At 65.7% G+C, this 14,354-nt stretch carries 13 protein-coding genes; 9 read left to right on the top strand and 4 right to left on the bottom strand.

Going from position 1 to position 14,354, the window contains the following annotated elements; all coding sequences use genetic code 11:
- Positions 1 to 9: 9 nt before the first annotated feature.
- The gene (locus KTJ87_RS16295) at positions 10 to 507 is read right to left on the bottom strand and encodes an SH3 domain-containing protein (RefSeq protein ID WP_267140208.1); all 498 of its coding nucleotides are present in this window, start codon (positions 505 to 507) and stop codon (positions 10 to 12) included.
- 127 nt (positions 508 to 634) lie between these two features.
- Here KTJ87_RS16295 and KTJ87_RS16290 point away from each other — a divergent pair, with 127 nt between their 5' ends.
- The 4 genes from KTJ87_RS16290 to KTJ87_RS16275 all read left to right on the top strand — a co-directional run bounded on the left by KTJ87_RS16290 (position 635) and on the right by KTJ87_RS16275 (position 5,259).
- On the top strand, positions 635 to 1,621 hold the full coding sequence (locus KTJ87_RS16290) for a 2-hydroxyacid dehydrogenase (protein WP_267140207.1): 987 nt from the start codon (positions 635 to 637) through the stop codon (positions 1,619 to 1,621).
- Positions 1,622 to 1,698: 77 nt separating this feature from the next.
- The gene (locus tag KTJ87_RS16285; RefSeq protein WP_267140206.1) at positions 1,699 to 1,872 is read left to right on the top strand and encodes a DUF1328 domain-containing protein; all 174 of its coding nucleotides are present in this window, start codon (positions 1,699 to 1,701) and stop codon (positions 1,870 to 1,872) included.
- A gap of 67 nt (positions 1,873 to 1,939) precedes the next feature.
- Positions 1,940 to 2,644 carry a hypothetical protein gene (locus tag KTJ87_RS16280; RefSeq protein ID WP_267140205.1) on the top strand — a complete coding sequence of 235 codons (705 nt, stop codon included), beginning with the start codon at positions 1,940 to 1,942 and terminating at the stop codon, positions 2,642 to 2,644.
- Positions 2,645 to 2,760: 116 nt separating this feature from the next.
- Complete coding sequence (locus KTJ87_RS16275) at positions 2,761 to 5,259, top strand: GcvT family protein (protein ID WP_267140204.1); 2,499 nt, start codon at positions 2,761 to 2,763, stop codon at positions 5,257 to 5,259.
- A 6-nt stretch (positions 5,260 to 5,265) separates the two neighbouring features.
- On the opposite strand, the gene KTJ87_RS16270 is transcribed toward KTJ87_RS16275, so the two are convergent.
- A complete protein-coding gene (locus KTJ87_RS16270) occupies positions 5,266 to 7,059 on the bottom strand; it encodes a patatin-like phospholipase family protein (protein ID WP_267140203.1) in 1,794 nt (597 codons plus the stop codon).
- A gap of 378 nt (positions 7,060 to 7,437) precedes the next feature.
- On the opposite strand from KTJ87_RS16270, the gene KTJ87_RS16265 reads away from it, so the two are divergent.
- The 4 genes from KTJ87_RS16265 to KTJ87_RS16250 all read left to right on the top strand — a co-directional run bounded on the left by KTJ87_RS16265 (position 7,438) and on the right by KTJ87_RS16250 (position 9,961).
- The gene (locus tag KTJ87_RS16265) at positions 7,438 to 7,737 is read left to right on the top strand and encodes a hypothetical protein (protein ID WP_267140202.1); all 300 of its coding nucleotides are present in this window, start codon (positions 7,438 to 7,440) and stop codon (positions 7,735 to 7,737) included.
- A gap of 57 nt (positions 7,738 to 7,794) precedes the next feature.
- Positions 7,795 to 8,397, top strand: a complete 603-nt coding sequence (locus tag KTJ87_RS16260) for a LysE/ArgO family amino acid transporter (RefSeq protein ID WP_267140201.1) — start codon at positions 7,795 to 7,797, stop codon at positions 8,395 to 8,397.
- Positions 8,398 to 8,442: 45 nt separating this feature from the next.
- Entirely contained in the window at positions 8,443 to 9,357 is a 915-nt protein-coding gene (locus KTJ87_RS16255; protein ID WP_267140200.1) for a DMT family transporter, read from the top strand.
- 73 nt (positions 9,358 to 9,430) lie between these two features.
- On the top strand, positions 9,431 to 9,961 hold the full coding sequence (locus KTJ87_RS16250) for a DUF1036 domain-containing protein (RefSeq protein ID WP_267140199.1): 531 nt from the start codon (positions 9,431 to 9,433) through the stop codon (positions 9,959 to 9,961).
- A 5-nt stretch (positions 9,962 to 9,966) separates the two neighbouring features.
- Here the strand turns inward: KTJ87_RS16250 and KTJ87_RS16245 are convergent, their stop codons facing one another.
- Positions 9,967 to 11,355: a helix-turn-helix domain-containing protein gene (locus KTJ87_RS16245; RefSeq protein ID WP_267140198.1), complete on the bottom strand. Its 1,389-nt coding sequence runs from the start codon at positions 11,353 to 11,355 to the stop codon at positions 9,967 to 9,969.
- Between the two features lie 46 nt (positions 11,356 to 11,401).
- The gene (locus tag KTJ87_RS16240) at positions 11,402 to 12,616 is read right to left on the bottom strand and encodes a multidrug effflux MFS transporter (protein WP_267140197.1); all 1,215 of its coding nucleotides are present in this window, start codon (positions 12,614 to 12,616) and stop codon (positions 11,402 to 11,404) included.
- Positions 12,617 to 12,814: 198 nt separating this feature from the next.
- On the opposite strand from KTJ87_RS16240, the gene KTJ87_RS16235 reads away from it, so the two are divergent.
- Positions 12,815 to 14,347 (top strand): acyl-CoA carboxylase subunit beta, encoded by a 1,533-nt coding sequence (locus tag KTJ87_RS16235; RefSeq protein ID WP_267140196.1) that lies wholly within the window; start codon positions 12,815 to 12,817, stop codon positions 14,345 to 14,347.
- Positions 14,348 to 14,354 lie beyond the last annotated feature (7 nt).

Here is a 14,354-nt window from a genome sequence, read left to right as displayed (position 1 = left end):
TGGCCAAGATCAGTCGCGCAGCTCGCTGTCCTCGACGCCCCAGAGCGCCGCCTTGGGGGCCCAGCCCCGGTAGCGTCCGACCTCGATCCGGCACCAGTCCTGCAGGCATTCGTCAAGGCGGGCCACGACCCCGGCTTCAAGCCGGGCGGTTTCGGGCGCGCGCGGGTCCGGGCGGATCAGCAGCGGCAGCATCGGGCTTTGCACCAGGACGGTGCGCACGCCGGACAGAAGCGTATGGTAAACCCAGCCGCCCGCGCCGTCGCGGTCCTCGACCCGGCGCCAGTGCTCGTATTCCGCGACCACGCGCACCGGAACGTCGCGGCGCGTGTAGACCCAATCGATCCGGTGCGCCTTGGACGGCCCGCGCCTTGCGTTGACCTCGTCGGACTTGAGCGAGACATAGCGGGGAAGCGGCAGGTTGGTGACCGATCCGCGTTCGAGTGCCGTTGCGGGAAACGCCACGACCGCCGCCGCAATGGCGACGGCCAAACCCTTGATCCAGCGCATGGAGACTGCTCCGCTTCTGTTGAAAACACTGCCTCTGCCGCGGTCTGTCGGTTGGTCTTGTGCCTTGCCGCGATAGCTGCAACCTTGCCACCAGATGCCGCTGCGGGGAAGTCGAGGGAGGACCCGAATGCCAGCTTCGCGCCTGAGTGTTGTCGTTACGCGACGGTTGCCGGAGCGGGTCGAGACCCGCATGAAGGAACTCTTCGACGTGGATTTGCGCGACGAGGACGTGCCGCTGACCCGCGAGGCGCTGGCCGAGGCGATGCGGCGGGCCGATGTGCTGGTGCCGACGATCACCGATACCATCGACCAGGGGCTGCTGGCGCAAGCGGGCGACAAGTTGAAACTGATCGCCAATTTCGGCGCGGGCGTCGATCATATCGATGTGCAGACGGCGCGGCAGCGCGGCATCCTGGTTTCGAACACGCCGGGCGTTCTGACCGAGGACACCGCCGACATGACGCTGGCGCTGATCCTGGCCGTGACGCGCCGCATCCCCGAGGGGCTGGCGATCATGCAGGCGGGCAAGTGGACCGGCTGGGCGCCCACGGCCCTTCTGGGCGGGCGCGTCGGCGGGCGGCGGCTGGGCATCCTGGGCATGGGCCGGATCGGGCAGGCGGTGGCGCGGCGGGCCAAGGCCTTCGGCATGCAGATCCACTATCACAACCGCCGCCGCCTGCGCCCCGAGATCGAGACCGAGCTGGAGGCGACCTATTGGGAAAGCCTTGACCAGATGGTCAGCCGGATGGACGTGATAAGCGTGAACTGCCCGCATACGCCGTCGACCTTCCATCTGATGAATGCGCGGCGGCTGAAGCTGATGAAGCCCTCGGCGGTGATCGTGAACACCTCGCGCGGCGAGGTGATCGACGAGAACGCGCTGACCCGGATGCTGCGCTCGGGCGAGATTGCGGGGGCGGGGCTCGACGTGTTCGAGCGCGGCCACGAGATCAACCCGCGCCTGCGCGAACTCCGCAACGTGGTGATGCTGCCGCACATGGGATCGGCCACGGTCGAGGGCCGCGTCGAGATGGGCGAGAAGGTCATCATCAACATCAAGACCTTCGGCGACGGCCACCGCCCGCCGGACCTTGTGGTTCCCGCCATGCTCTAGGCCACCGGAGGCGGGGCGCGGAACTTTCCACAGGCTCGCAGGTTGTCCCTTCAGACCCGCAACTGAAGGAGCGTGACATGCTTGGATGGGCACTGGCCTTTCTTGTGATTGCGCTGATCGCAGGCCTTTTCGGCTTTGGCGGCATCGCCTCGGCCTCGGCTGGCATCGCGCAGATCCTGTTCGTCGTTTTCCTCGTGCTGTTCGTCGTCGCGATGATCGCACGGGCTGTCCGGGGGCGACCCCCGGTCTGACACGGCCCGCAGGGCAGACCACAGGCGCGCCTCCGTCACTTCGGGGGCGCGCTTTTTTGATCGCACGATGCTGGACAGCGCGGCGCCCGGCGCAGACAGTCGGGACATGCGCCGCGCCGCCTCGCTTGTTGTCCTGTTGTGTCTGACCGCGCTGGCGGCGGGATGCGCGCGCCCGCTTTCCCAGAACGAAGAGGCGTTTGCCAGCGCGCTGTTCGGCCCGTCGCTTGACACCAGCCGGGTGCGCATCGCCCAAGGGATCGGACTGACGCCAGCTCCCGGCCCGCCGCGTGCGGGATACCGGTTCACCCGGCGCACGCCGCCGCCCGATGTCTGCGACCGCGATGTGCCCAGCCCGCGCACCGGCCCGCCCGCCGCCTTCGTCTTCTTCGAGCGGCTGAATTATCATCCGGATTACTACGCGGGCGACTCGATGGCCGGGTGGCCCGAAAAACTGCGCGTGCCGCATGTGATCCTGCTTGCGCATGAATTGACCCATGTCTGGCAATGGCAGAACCGCGAGCGGACGGGGTATCATCCGCGCAAGGCGCTGGCCGAAGGGATCTACAGCTATGATCCGTATTTCTACCGCCTCGATGACGACAGGCCGTTCCTGGACTACGGGTTCGAGGAACAGGGCGCGCTGGTGCAGGACTATGTCTGCTACCGCCTGATCAACCCGAGGGACGAGCGATATTTCAAGCTGCGCGCCTTGCTGGCGCCGGTGTTCCCGCTGGACGCATTCGATGCGGCGCTGGAGAACGGGCGCCCGTAGCACGACGCCGAACTGCACGAGGTCGGTTTCAGGCGGGAATCGGTCGGCTTGCCTCCGCGTCCCTGCGCGAATTCTGCGATCAAGCGCGAAACGCCACACGCCGGAGTCCGCGCGCCATGAAGACCCATGTCAAAGCCCTTGTCGTCGGCGGCGGTGCCGTCGGCACGTCGATCGCCTATCACCTTGCCCGCGCCGGGTGGTCCGACGTGATGCTGCTGGAGCGCGACGAGCTGACCAGCGGGTCGACCTGGCATGCCGCTGGCTTGTTGCCGCTGTTCAACATGGGTTACGCGACCAGCCATATCCACGATTACAGCGTCAAGTTCTACAAGACGCTGGAAGAGGAAACCGGGCTGGACGCGGGATTCTACGTCGTCGGCAATTTGCGGATGGCGCAGACCGACGCGCGGATGGATGAATACATGCTCTACGCCTCGACGGCGGAAAGCGTGGGCATCCCGTTCGAATGGCTGACCCCGGCGCAGGTCAAGGACCGCTATCCGCTGGTGCGCACCGAAGACCTCAAGGGCGCGATCTTTCACCCGACGGATGGCTACATCAACCCGGCGGATGTCACACAGGCCATGGCCAAGGGCGCGCGGCAACGCGGTGTGGCGATCGAGCGGCGCTGGCAGGTTGACGGCTATGAGTGGACCGGGTCGGACTGGCGCGTCACCTGCACCAAGATGGTGGAAAAGGGCGGCAATCTTGTTCCGTCCGAGGAACAGGTGATCGTCACCGCCGAGCATGTCGTCACCGCCACCGGCAACCACGCGCAGCGTACCGCGCGGCTGCTGGGCCTCAAGATCCCGGCGATCCCGGTCGAGCACCAGTATATCGTGACCGAACCCGACCCCGCGCTGGTCGAGTGGCGCAAGACCAACCCCGAGCATCCCGTCCTGCGCGATGCAGACGCGAAATGGTATGTGCGCGAGGAACGCGGCGGCTGGATCCTTGGCCCATACGAGCGCAATGCGCCTGCGCGGTTCCTGTATGACGTGCCGGAGTCGTTCCGCGCCGACTTGTTCCCGCTCGATCTGGACCGGATCGAGGAGGAATACATGTCGATGATCCACCGGATTCCGTCTTCGGAAACCGTCGGTCTCAAGGACGATTACAACGGCCCGATCTGCTATACGCCCGACGGCAACCCGCTGGTCGGCCCGGCGCCGGGCCTGCGCAACATGTGGCTGGCCGAGGGCTTTTCCTTCGGCATCACGGCAGCGGGCGGCACCGGGTATTACCTTGCGCAGCTGATGGTGGAGGGCGAGGCCGAGATCGACATGGCCAGCCTTGACCCCAAGCGCTACGGCAGCTGGGTCACGACCGAATACGCCGCCCGCAAGAACGAAGAGGCATATGAACACGTCTACATCCTTCACCACCCCGATGAGGAGCGTGAGGCATGCCGCCCGTTGCGGATCTCGCCCGCCTATGACCGTCAGAAAGCGGCAGGCGCGCAGTTCGGATCAGTGAATGGATGGGAGCGGCCCAACTACTACGGCCCGGCCCATGCGCCCGAGGGCTTCGACCACGGCACGCGGTCGTTCCGGCGCGGCGACTGGTGGCAATACGCCGACGCCGAGGCACGCGCGATCCGCGAGGGCGTCGGTCTGATCGACGCGACGGCCTTTACCAAGCATCTGGTCCGCGGGCCGGGCGCGACGGCCTTCCTTGACTGGTTCACCTGCAACAAGTTGCCCAAGACGGGGCGGATCAACCTGACCTACGCGCTGACATCGGCAGGAACGGTGCGCACCGAATACACCATCGTCCGCCTTGCAGAGGACGAATACTACCTGGTATCCGCAGGCGCCTGGACGGCCTACGACAGCGATTTCCTGACGAAGGCGATCGAGGACAAGCGCGGCGACTTCGGCTGGATCGAGTGCCATGACGTCACGACGCAATGGGGCGTCTTTGCGCTGGCAGGGCCAAAGTCGCGCGACGTGCTGAATGCGCTGGTCCGCGACGCGGCTCCCGAGACGGCGCTGTCGAACAAGCAGTTCCCGTGGCTGTCCTGGCGCAATATCGAGCTGGGCATGGTGCCGGTGCGCGCCCTGCGCGTCGCCTATACGGGCGAGCTTGGCTGGGAGCTTCACCATCCCATCGAGATGCAGAACCACCTGTGGGACAGGCTGATGGAGGCGGGCGCGCCGCACGGGCTGAAGCTGGTCGGCGGACGGGCGCAGAACTGGCTGCGGCAGGAGAAATCCTATCGCGCCTTCGGCACCGAGCTTGGCCGCGACGCAACGCCGCTGGAGGCGGGGCTCGACCGTTTCGTGGACCTGTCCAAAGACTTCCACGGCAAGGCGGCGATGGAAGCGACCGGCATACGCGCCAAATGCGTCACCGTGCTGATCGACGGGCCTGCCGACGCTGACCCCTGGGGCCGCGAGGCGCTGCTTCTGGACGGCGTGAAGATCGGGCGGCTGACCTCGGGCGGCTATTCGGTGGCCTTCGGCAAGTCCATCGGCATGGCCTATGTCCGGCCTGATCTGGCCGAGGTCGGCACCCGGCTCAAGGTGCGCATGTTCCGCGAATTGTGGGACGTCGAGGTGGTCGAGGACAGCCCCTATGACCCGCAGAACGCCACCATTCGCAAGGACGGCTGACGCCGCCTAGCGGGCCATCCGCAGGATCGCGGCGCGGGCATCATCCGCGCCTCTGTCCGCCACCTGGTCCTCGACGATGCCGAACCCGGCCTTGAACAGCGCATTGTGCTTGCGCCAGTCAAGAAAGCCGGTGCCAGACGGCGCAGACGCCTGAATGTGCCAATCGCCGGGCGCCAGATCCAGCGGTTCCGACGCCTGCCGCACGAGGATCGAGCGCATCACGACGGGAACGATCCCCGGCGCGCGTGGCGGGCGTTTGCCGAAGGGCCAGATCAGCTTGCGCAGCAACGACCAACGGCCCGGCAGCGCCTTGTAATCCACCTGGAACCGCTGACGGCCCGGCTTGGGAAAGCTGACCACCACGTTCGGCCCGGACTTGAGCGCATGCATCTGGCGGTAGGGCATGTTGTCCATCGACCCGCCATCCGCCAGCATCCGGCCATCGGACGTATAGAACGGCGGCAGCACCCCGGGGATGGCGGACGAGGCGCGCACCGCCTCCCACAGGGGACCGCGCCGGATGATGTGGGCGGTGTTCTCGGACAGGTCGGTGGCGACGGCAAAGAACGGATACCACAGGTTCTCGATCAGGTTCGCGGTGTAGTGCTTGCGGATCTGTGCATCGAACACCGTGTGGTCGAGCAGCGAGTAGCGCGGCACGGTCAGCTTTCCCATCGCGGCGTTGGTGACAAAGATGTCGCCGGTGCGCGCGTCGATCTCGTGCCCGTCCAGACCCATGGCGAAAGCCGCTGTCATCGCGCTTCCGACGCTGGTGCCGCCGAAGATGTCGAAGGACAGGCCCCTGTCGCGCAACGCCTGGTAGATGCCCGTGTGCAGCGCGCCGAAAGCCCCGCCGCCCGAGGCGACAAAGCCAAGCGCGCGCCCGGTCAGGAACCGGCCCAGCCTGTCGATGTCGCGCTGATCGCCCTCAGCGATGTGGTGGTGCATGAACACCGGGCGGCTGTCGAGCCAATGCTCGGTGCCCGTGACCCAGTCGCGGTGTTCGGGATGGATCAGCGCCAGCCTGCGGTGATCCTGCGCGAAGATGTCGAAGGCGAAGCGTTCGGTTTCGGACATCTCGGGCGGATCACCCGCCATGCCGACGATCAGCACCTGGTCCGATTGCCGAAGGGCAAGGCGCGTCCAGTCGTCATCGTCCGCATCGGCGACATAGATGATGGCTTGCCCCGATGCCTCTTGCGCATGCATCCACTCTGCCGCCGCATCGGCATCGACCGCAGAGGCACCTTCCGGCACGAGATCTGACCGGAATACCGCGCGCGCACCGGCACCTTGTGCGAGAGCTGTCACGAGAGAGGCGAGCAGACCGCCGGGCAAGCCTGCACCGCCCGCGGGCAGGATCGTCACGCTGCGGGATTTCGGTGCGGACGGCGACTGCCGCACCCGCGCGCTGGTCTCGGTCAGGCGCTGGGCAAGCACCCGCGCGACGGCCTGCGCGAAGTCCGGGTTCTCGGCGCATGCGGCGCGGTATTCCTGCGCCGACAGCTTCAGCACCGTGCTGTCACGGGCGGCGATCACGCTCGCGGTGCGCGGCCCGCCGGTGAACAGGCCGATCTCGCCGGCGGTCTCGCCGGGGCCGATCTCGGCCAGCACGATGTCGTTGCGCCGAACCTCGAACCGGCCGGTCTCGACAAGGTAGAGAGCGTCTGCATCGCTTCCCTGCTCGATCAGCACGCCCTGCCGAGGCACCGTAAGTCTTTCCAGCGCGTCGAGCACGCCGTCGGCGGTCTTGAGGACATCGTAGAGTTCGCGCGCGGCGAGGGCATCAGGCGCAGTCATGAACAGGTCACTTCCTTACATCGCTGGTCGCAATGCAAACCCGTCGCTGGTTGGCAAGAAGCCCTCCGGTACAGAATCGTTCTCGCACGCGCGCAGACGGCAATGCATTGCAGCCGCACAAAGGTGACGCAAGACATTGTAGACGCAAGAGATTACGTAGGGGCATCTGCAAGCGTGAGGGCAGGATTGGCGGCGGCGTGCAACGCGGCAAAAGGCTGACCTGCAGGGCGCGCAATTCGCCGTTTTATCGGCCAATGCAAGAATTCATACTGCCAAAAGTTGTATTTTCGGGTCTTTTTGAACCAATCGGTCTCGATATCTCTTTACATCGAAAGGCTGATTTTCGATTGTTACGGGGTCGGGGGACTTGTTGTTATCATGAAGAGACTGAAAAACGTCGCAAAATTGCGCTCAATGCTGCAGGAAATGGAACGTGAGCTGGGCTTGTGCGAGCTCAGGCCGGTGGAACGGGACGTGCTGTATGCCATGCATGCGCTCTCGGCAGATCAGGGTGAAGTCGTGCGCTCGGATGCGATCAAATCGCATCCGCTGTGCGATGGCATTCCGCCCGCCAGTTTTCACCGCACGCTGAAAACGCTGATCTCGCTCGGGTTTGTCCAGCCTGCACCGCACCGCAAGACGGGGGCCTATCTTTGCGTCACGGCGGAAAGGGCCTAGCGGGCTTTCGGGAACGCCCGGCTTGAGCCTGCCCGGAAAGGCGGCTAGCAGCACGCCATGATGGCTGCCGTCTCGGGTTTCGCTCTTGGGCTGTCGCTGATTCTGGCAATCGGCGCGCAGAATGCCTTTGTCTTGCGTCAGGGGCTGCGGGGCGAGCATGTGCTTGCGGTCGTGCTGGCCTGCGCAATCAGCGACGCCGTGCTGATCGCCGTCGGTGTCGGCGGTTTCGCGGCGATCGAGGCGGTCCTGCCGGGGCTGGCCCCCGTGATGCGCTGGGGCGGCGCGGCGTTTCTTCTGGTCTATGGCGCGCTGTCATTCCGCGCGGCGTTCGGCAGCGCCGAGGCCCTGCAGCCCGCCGAGGGCGCGGGCCGGTCGCTGGCCTCGGCCCTGACGACCTGCCTTGCCCTCACCTGGCTGAACCCGCACGTCTACCTCGACACCGTGGTCCTTCTGGGGTCGGTCTCCGCGCAGTTCGACGGCGCGCGGCTGTGGTTCGGCGCGGGTGCGGTGACGGCGTCCTTCGCCTTCTTCTTTGCGCTGGGGTTCGGCGCATCGCTGTTGCGACCGCTGTTCGCTCGGCCCGTCGCCTGGCGCGTTCTGGAAGGCATCGTCGGCGTGACGATGTGGGCCATCGCGGCTGGCTTGATCCTCGGCGGATAAGGCAGCGGCATTGACGTTTCCGGCGGCGGCGTATCTGTAAGAGCCATGCCCGTCGTCACTGCGCCAGACCGATCCCGTCCGCTTGCAGGTATCCTGTGGATGCTTGTCACCGGGGCGCTGTTCGTCGGCGTGACGGCCATCGTCAAGCATGTCGGCGACCGCATCCCGCCCGCCGAATCCGCCTTTCTGCGCTATGCGCTTGGGCTGGTGTTCCTTGCGCCGATGCTGGGCGCGATGCGGGCCGCACGCCCCTCGGTCCGCGATCTGCGGCTGTTCGGCCTGCGCGGCGCGGCGCACGGGATCGGCGTGATCTTCTGGTTCTTCGCGATGACCGACATTCCGATCGCCGAGGTCACCGCCATGGGCTATCTCAGCCCGATCTTCGTCACCCTGGGCGCGGCGCTGTTCCTGGGCGAAACGCTGGCCGCGCGCCGCATCTTCGCCATCTGCGCCGCGTTCATCGGCGCCATGATCATCCTGCGCCCCGGCCTGCGCGCGATCGAGCCGGGGCATCTGGCGATGCTGGCCAACGCGGTGCTGTTCGGCACGTCCTACCTGACGGCCAAGTTCCTTGCGGACAGGTATCCGCCTTCGGTCGTCGTCGGGTTCCTGTCGATCAGCGTGACCATCGTGCTGGCACCCTTTGCGCTGGCGAACTGGGTTGGGCCCACGCTGACCGAGACGGCATGGCTGGCCCTTGTCGCGGCGCTTGCGACATCGGGCCATTACACGATGACGCTGGCGTTCCGCGCCGCGCCCGTGACCGTGACGCAGCCGGTGCAGTTCCTGCAACTGCTCTGGGCCACCATGCTGGGCGCCGTGGCCTTCGGCGAGGCGGTTGACCCCTTCGTCATCCTCGGCGGGATGGTGATCCTGGGATCGGTGATCTTCATCACCTGGCGCGAGATTCGGCTGAAGCGGCGCGCACTGACGCCGCCCTCCAACGCGACGAAATACTGAACCCGGAAGAATCCGTAGCGCGGATGCGGATTGCGTTGTAGCTTTTGTCCGAAGGCAACGCATGGGGATCGCTATGACCTGTCTTGCACGCATGGGGATCGCCCTTGCCGCGATGACTGCAGCCGGGGCGGCACACGCCAACCTGGAAATCTGCAACGATACGGCGGCGACGCAGACCGTCGCCATCGGGTATCAGGGCGCGGATGACTGGACCTCCGAAGGGTGGTGGATCATCGCTCCGGGGGAATGCAGCATCCCGCTCGCGGGGGATTTGCAGCAGCGGTATTATTATTACCGCGCCACGTCGGACGACGGCGTGATCGAAGGCGACTACAGCTTCTGCGTCGATACCGAGGCGTTCACCATCGTGGGCGACACCGAGTGCGAGCGTCGCGGATACGAGACCGTCGATTTCGAAGAGATCGACACCGGACCGACCGCGCTGACCTACACCTTCCGCATCGCGGCGGCAGGTGTCTCTCCGGTCACGCCCCCGATGCCGGACCCGGTTGTCCCGCCGACACCCGACATCGTGGCGCAGGAGCCTGTGGAGGGGTCTGCGCGGATCGGCGGCTCACGGCTGCCGCCGGGCGCTCTGCGCTGAGACCTTTACTCGACCCGGTACGGCAGGACGCCGCGTTCGTCGGGATCAACCGACAGGCGCCGTTCCAGTGGCGGTACTGATCGTTGATGGCAATTCGGGCGCTCGCAGATCCGGCAGGAGATCCCGATCGGCTCGAACGCGGCGCGGTTGGTCAGGTCCAGATCATCGGCATAGACCAGCCGCGAGGCATGCTGCACCTCGCAGCCCAGACCGATGGCATACCGCCGCACTGGCGCGTGAAAGCTGCCGCCTGACTTCGACACGTCCAGCGCAAGGCACAGATACCGCACCCCGTCCGGCGTCTCGGCAAGCTGGCGCAGGAACCGGCCCGGCGTCTCGAACGCCTGATGCACGTTCCACAAGGGGCAGGCGCCGCCGAAGCGGGCGAATTGCAGCCGTGTCGCCGAGTGCCGCTTGGTGATCGTGCCCGCCTGATCCACCCGGACAAAGAAGAACGGGATGCCCTTGGCGCCGGGCCGCTGCAGCGTGGACAGCCGGTGTGCCACCTGCTCGATGGACGCGCCAAAGCGGTCGGCCAGTCGTTCCAGATCGTGCCGCGTGTCGTCCGCAGCCTCGAGGAAGGCGCGGTAGGGCAGTAGCGCGGCCCCAGCAAAGTAGTTCGCCAGCCCGATCTTGGCGATGGCGCGCGCCTCGTCCGACTGAAACCGAGCGTAGTCCAGCGTCGCGTCCAGCAGGTCGTTCTGGGTCAGCAGCGCGACTTGATGCAGGATCTGGAACCGCTGCGTCGCCGCGCTTGCGCGCGAAGACAGCGTAAGGCGGCGGGCCTTGGCGTCGAACAACCGCAGCGGCGCGTCTTCGGCCAGCGCAACCTCGATCCCCATGTTCGACAGCGTCGCCATGGCCGCGGTCCTGGGGTCGGTCTTGCCTGCAAAGCGTTCGGCGGCGCGGTCCACCGCGTCGATGTAGTTGTCGCAGTAATGGAAGAAATCGCGCACCTCTTCCCACGGGCTTGCACGGACCGCGCTGTCGGACCTCCCCAGCGCCTCGTCCAGCGAGGCCAGGCGTTCATGGGTCTGGCGATAGGCGCGGTGCAGATCGAGGAAGGCGCGCGCAAGCGCCGGGGCGTTCGAAGCGGCCAGCCGCAGGTCGGCGACGGGGGGAGTCGCGTCTCCGAACACCGGGTCGGCCAGCGCCTCGCGCATGTCGCTGACGATGCGTTCGGCATCTCCCGCCGTCAGCTCGGTCACGTCAAAGCCGAACTCCTGCGCCATGCCCAGAACCACGCCGGTCGACACCGGGCGGTGGTTGTTCTCCATCTGGTTCAGGTAGGGCAGGGACACGCCAAGACGTTCCGCGAACGCCTTTTGCGTCAGGCCAAGGCCCGTCCGAAGATCCCGCAGCTTGACCCCGGCATAGAGTTTCTGAGTCGCCATTGCGGCGGATTAGCAGATTTGCCGAACCCGGCAAGAGTTTTGCAAATCAGCCGCCGGTCACGATCCGCTCGCGCCGCATGGTGTAGAGGATCGAAGCGACCGCCAGCGTTCCGGTCAGAAGCATCATCCACAACAGCGGCCATGCGCCCGAACCGGGGGTCAGCAGCGTTCCGGCCAGCGCCGACTGCGCCGCGCCTCCGCCGATCATCAGTGCGCCGCCCAGCCCGCTCGCCGTGCCCGCAAGGTGGGGGCGGACAGACAGTTGCCCGGACGTGGCGTTCGGCAGGACCATGCCGTTGCCGAAACCGACGAACATCATGAAGCCGAAGAACGAATAGGCAGAGCCGCCGATGGTGGCAAAACTGATCAGCGACAGGACCGGACCCAGAAGCGCAATCGCGCTGCCCCACAGGATCATCTTGTTGATCCCGAAGCGCACCGAATACCGCCCCGAAATCCAGTTGCCGAACAGGTAGCCCACCGCGGGCGCACCGAACAGAAGGCCCAGGGTCGACGGGTCGAGGCCAAAGACCACGGAGCCGACGAACGGGGCGCCGCCCACATAGGCAAAGAACGCACCCGACGAGAACGCGGCGGCGGCGCAATAGCCCCAGAAGCGATGCGAGGTCAGCAGTTCAGGATACTGCCGGACCTGATCGCGCAGCGACACGCCGGTCGCCGTGCCGGTCTCGCCCAGATCGATCCACGTCAGCGCAAGGACCGCCGCGCCCGCAAGCGCCAGCGCCCAGAAGTTCGCCTGCCAGCCGAATGCCTCGTCCAGCAAGCCGCCAAGCGCGGGCGAGATCATCGGAACGATCGCCATGCCCATCGTGACATACCCGATCATCGAGGCGGCCTGATCCTGCGGATACATGTCGCGCACGACCGCGCGGCCCAGCACCATGCCCGCCACGATCACCGCCTGAAACATGCGGAAGACCAGGAAAATCTCGATCGTCGGGGCATAGACGCAGCCGATGCTTGCCAGAGTGAACACCACGCAAGATGCAAGCAGCACCGGGCGGCGGCCGAATCGGTCGGCGAGCGGGCCGAGAAAGATCTGCAACACGGCGTTCATGGCGAGGTAGATCGCCACGGACAGCTGCATCAGCCGGTACTCGGTGTCGAAATACGTCGTCATCGCGGGAAGCGACGGCAGAAAGATGTTCATCGACATCGCCGACACGCCGGTCAGCAGGATCAGCGTGATGATATGCGGGGGCGTCGTCCGGTTGAAACGGACATCGGGCATTGTTGTCATTGCCAATAGTTAGACCGCACCGCTATCGCTGTCCATTGCCGGGATGCACAGTGCGGCCCGCCCCTTCCGCACAGATGTTTGCAGATTTGCGATATTCTGACAGCGCCTTGCCAATGATTTGCAAATTTGCCGAATTGGGCTTTCTCATAAGCCGTCCGGGCCCTAGTTTGCGCCGAAACCGGAGGAGGGGACTGCCCGATGAAGGACATTCTTCAGGAACTTGAAAACCGTCGCGCCTCGGCCCGGCTTGGTGGCGGTGAGAAACGCATCGAAGCGCAGCATGCCAAGGGCAAGCTGACCGCGCGCGAGCGGATCGACCTGTTGCTGGACGAGGGCAGTTTCGAAGAGTTCGACACCTTCGTCGCGCACCGCTGCACCGATTTCGGCATGGAAGACCAGCGCCCCTACGGCGACGGCGTCGTGACCGGCTGGGGCACGATCAACGGCCGTATGGTCTATGTCTTCAGCCAGGATTTCACCGTCTTCGGCGGATCGCTGTCGGAAACCCACGCCCAGAAGATCTGCAAGATCATGGACATGGCGATGCAGAACGGCGCGCCCGTGATCGGCATCAACGATTCGGGCGGCGCGCGCATCCAGGAAGGCGTGGCGTCTTTGGCAGGCTATGCCGAAGTGTTTCAGCGCAACATCATGGCGTCGGGCGTGGTCCCGCAAATCAGCGTCATCATGGGCCCCTGCGCGGGCGGCGCGGTGTATTCGCCCGCAATGACCGACTTCATCTTCATGGTGAGGGACAGTTCCTACATGTTCGTGACCGGCCCAGACGTGGTGAAGACCGTCACGAACGAGGTCGTCACCGCCGAGGAACTGGGCGGAGCGTCCACGCATACCCGCAAGTCGTCGGTCGCCGATGGCGCGTTCGAGAACGACGTCGAAGCGCTGGCCGAAGTGCGCCGCCTTGTCGATTTCCTGCCGCTGAACAACCAGGCCAAAGTGCCGGTGCGCCCGTTCTTCGACGCGCCGGACCGGATCGACACCAGCCTCGACACCCTGATCCCCGAGAACGCCAACACGCCCTATGACATGAAGGAGTTGATCCTGAAGGTCGCGGACGAGGGCGATTTCTACGAGATCCAGGAGGATTTCGCGAAGAACATCATCACCGGGTTCATCCGCCTCGAAGGCCGCAGCGTCGGCGTGGTGGCGAACCAGCCGATGGTCCTGGCGGGGTGCCTCGACATCGACAGCAGCCGCAAGGCCGCGCGTTTCGTGCGGTTCTGCGATGCCTTCGAAATCCCGATCCTGACCTTCGTGGACGTGCCGGGCTTTCTGCCGGGGACGGGGCAGGAACTGGGCGGCGTCATCAAGCACGGCGCCAAGCTGCTGTTCGCCTATGGCGAGGCGACGGTTCCCAAGGTCACGGTCATCACCCGCAAGGCTTACGGCGGCGCTTATGACGTGATGGCGTCCAAACACCTGCGCGGCGATTTCAACTATGCCTGGCCGACCGCCGAGATCGCGGTGATGGGGGCAAAGGGCGCGACCGAGATCCTGTATCGCTCGGAACTGGGCGACCCGGAAAAGATCGCCGGGCGGACGAAGGACTACGAGGACCGCTTTGCCAACCCCTTCGTCGCAGCCGAACGCGGCTTTATCGACGAGGTGATCCAGCCACGGTCGACGCGCCGCAGGGTCTGCCGCGCCTTTGCCTCGCTGCGGGGCAAGAAGCTGCAGAACCCGTGGAAGAAGCACGACAACATTCCGCTTTGAGGGGGCA

The organism is Anianabacter salinae, assembly GCF_019061145.1.
Taxonomy (GTDB): Bacteria; Pseudomonadota; Alphaproteobacteria; order Rhodobacterales; family Rhodobacteraceae; genus Anianibacter; species Anianibacter salinarum.
Note: the sequence above shows the minus strand (reverse complement) of the source record. Positions and strands in the feature narration are given on the sequence as shown.

Bases quoted from the DNA above. Each gene is read 5' to 3' on its own strand.
- KTJ87_RS16280 (WP_267140205.1), top strand. From the start codon at position 1,940: ATGCTGGACAGCGCGGCGCCCGGCGCAGACAGTCGGGACATGCGCCGC.
- KTJ87_RS16270 (WP_267140203.1), bottom strand. From the start codon at position 7,059: ATGACTGCGCCTGATGCCCTCGCCGCGCGCGAACTCTACGATGTCCTC.
- KTJ87_RS16255 (WP_267140200.1), top strand. From the start codon at position 8,443: ATGCCCGTCGTCACTGCGCCAGACCGATCCCGTCCGCTTGCAGGTATC.
- KTJ87_RS16235 (WP_267140196.1), top strand. From the start codon at position 12,815: ATGAAGGACATTCTTCAGGAACTTGAAAACCGTCGCGCCTCGGCCCGG.
- KTJ87_RS16260 (WP_267140201.1), top strand. From the start codon at position 7,795: ATGATGGCTGCCGTCTCGGGTTTCGCTCTTGGGCTGTCGCTGATTCTG.
- KTJ87_RS16290 (WP_267140207.1), top strand. From the start codon at position 635: ATGCCAGCTTCGCGCCTGAGTGTTGTCGTTACGCGACGGTTGCCGGAG.
- KTJ87_RS16295 (WP_267140208.1), bottom strand. From the start codon at position 507: ATGCGCTGGATCAAGGGTTTGGCCGTCGCCATTGCGGCGGCGGTCGTG.
- KTJ87_RS16265 (WP_267140202.1), top strand. From the start codon at position 7,438: ATGAAGAGACTGAAAAACGTCGCAAAATTGCGCTCAATGCTGCAGGAA.
- KTJ87_RS16250 (WP_267140199.1), top strand. From the start codon at position 9,431: ATGACCTGTCTTGCACGCATGGGGATCGCCCTTGCCGCGATGACTGCA.
- KTJ87_RS16275 (WP_267140204.1), top strand. From the start codon at position 2,761: ATGAAGACCCATGTCAAAGCCCTTGTCGTCGGCGGCGGTGCCGTCGGC.
- KTJ87_RS16245 (WP_267140198.1), bottom strand. From the start codon at position 11,355: ATGGCGACTCAGAAACTCTATGCCGGGGTCAAGCTGCGGGATCTTCGG.
- KTJ87_RS16240 (WP_267140197.1), bottom strand. From the start codon at position 12,616: ATGACAACAATGCCCGATGTCCGTTTCAACCGGACGACGCCCCCGCAT.
- KTJ87_RS16285 (WP_267140206.1), top strand. From the start codon at position 1,699: ATGCTTGGATGGGCACTGGCCTTTCTTGTGATTGCGCTGATCGCAGGC.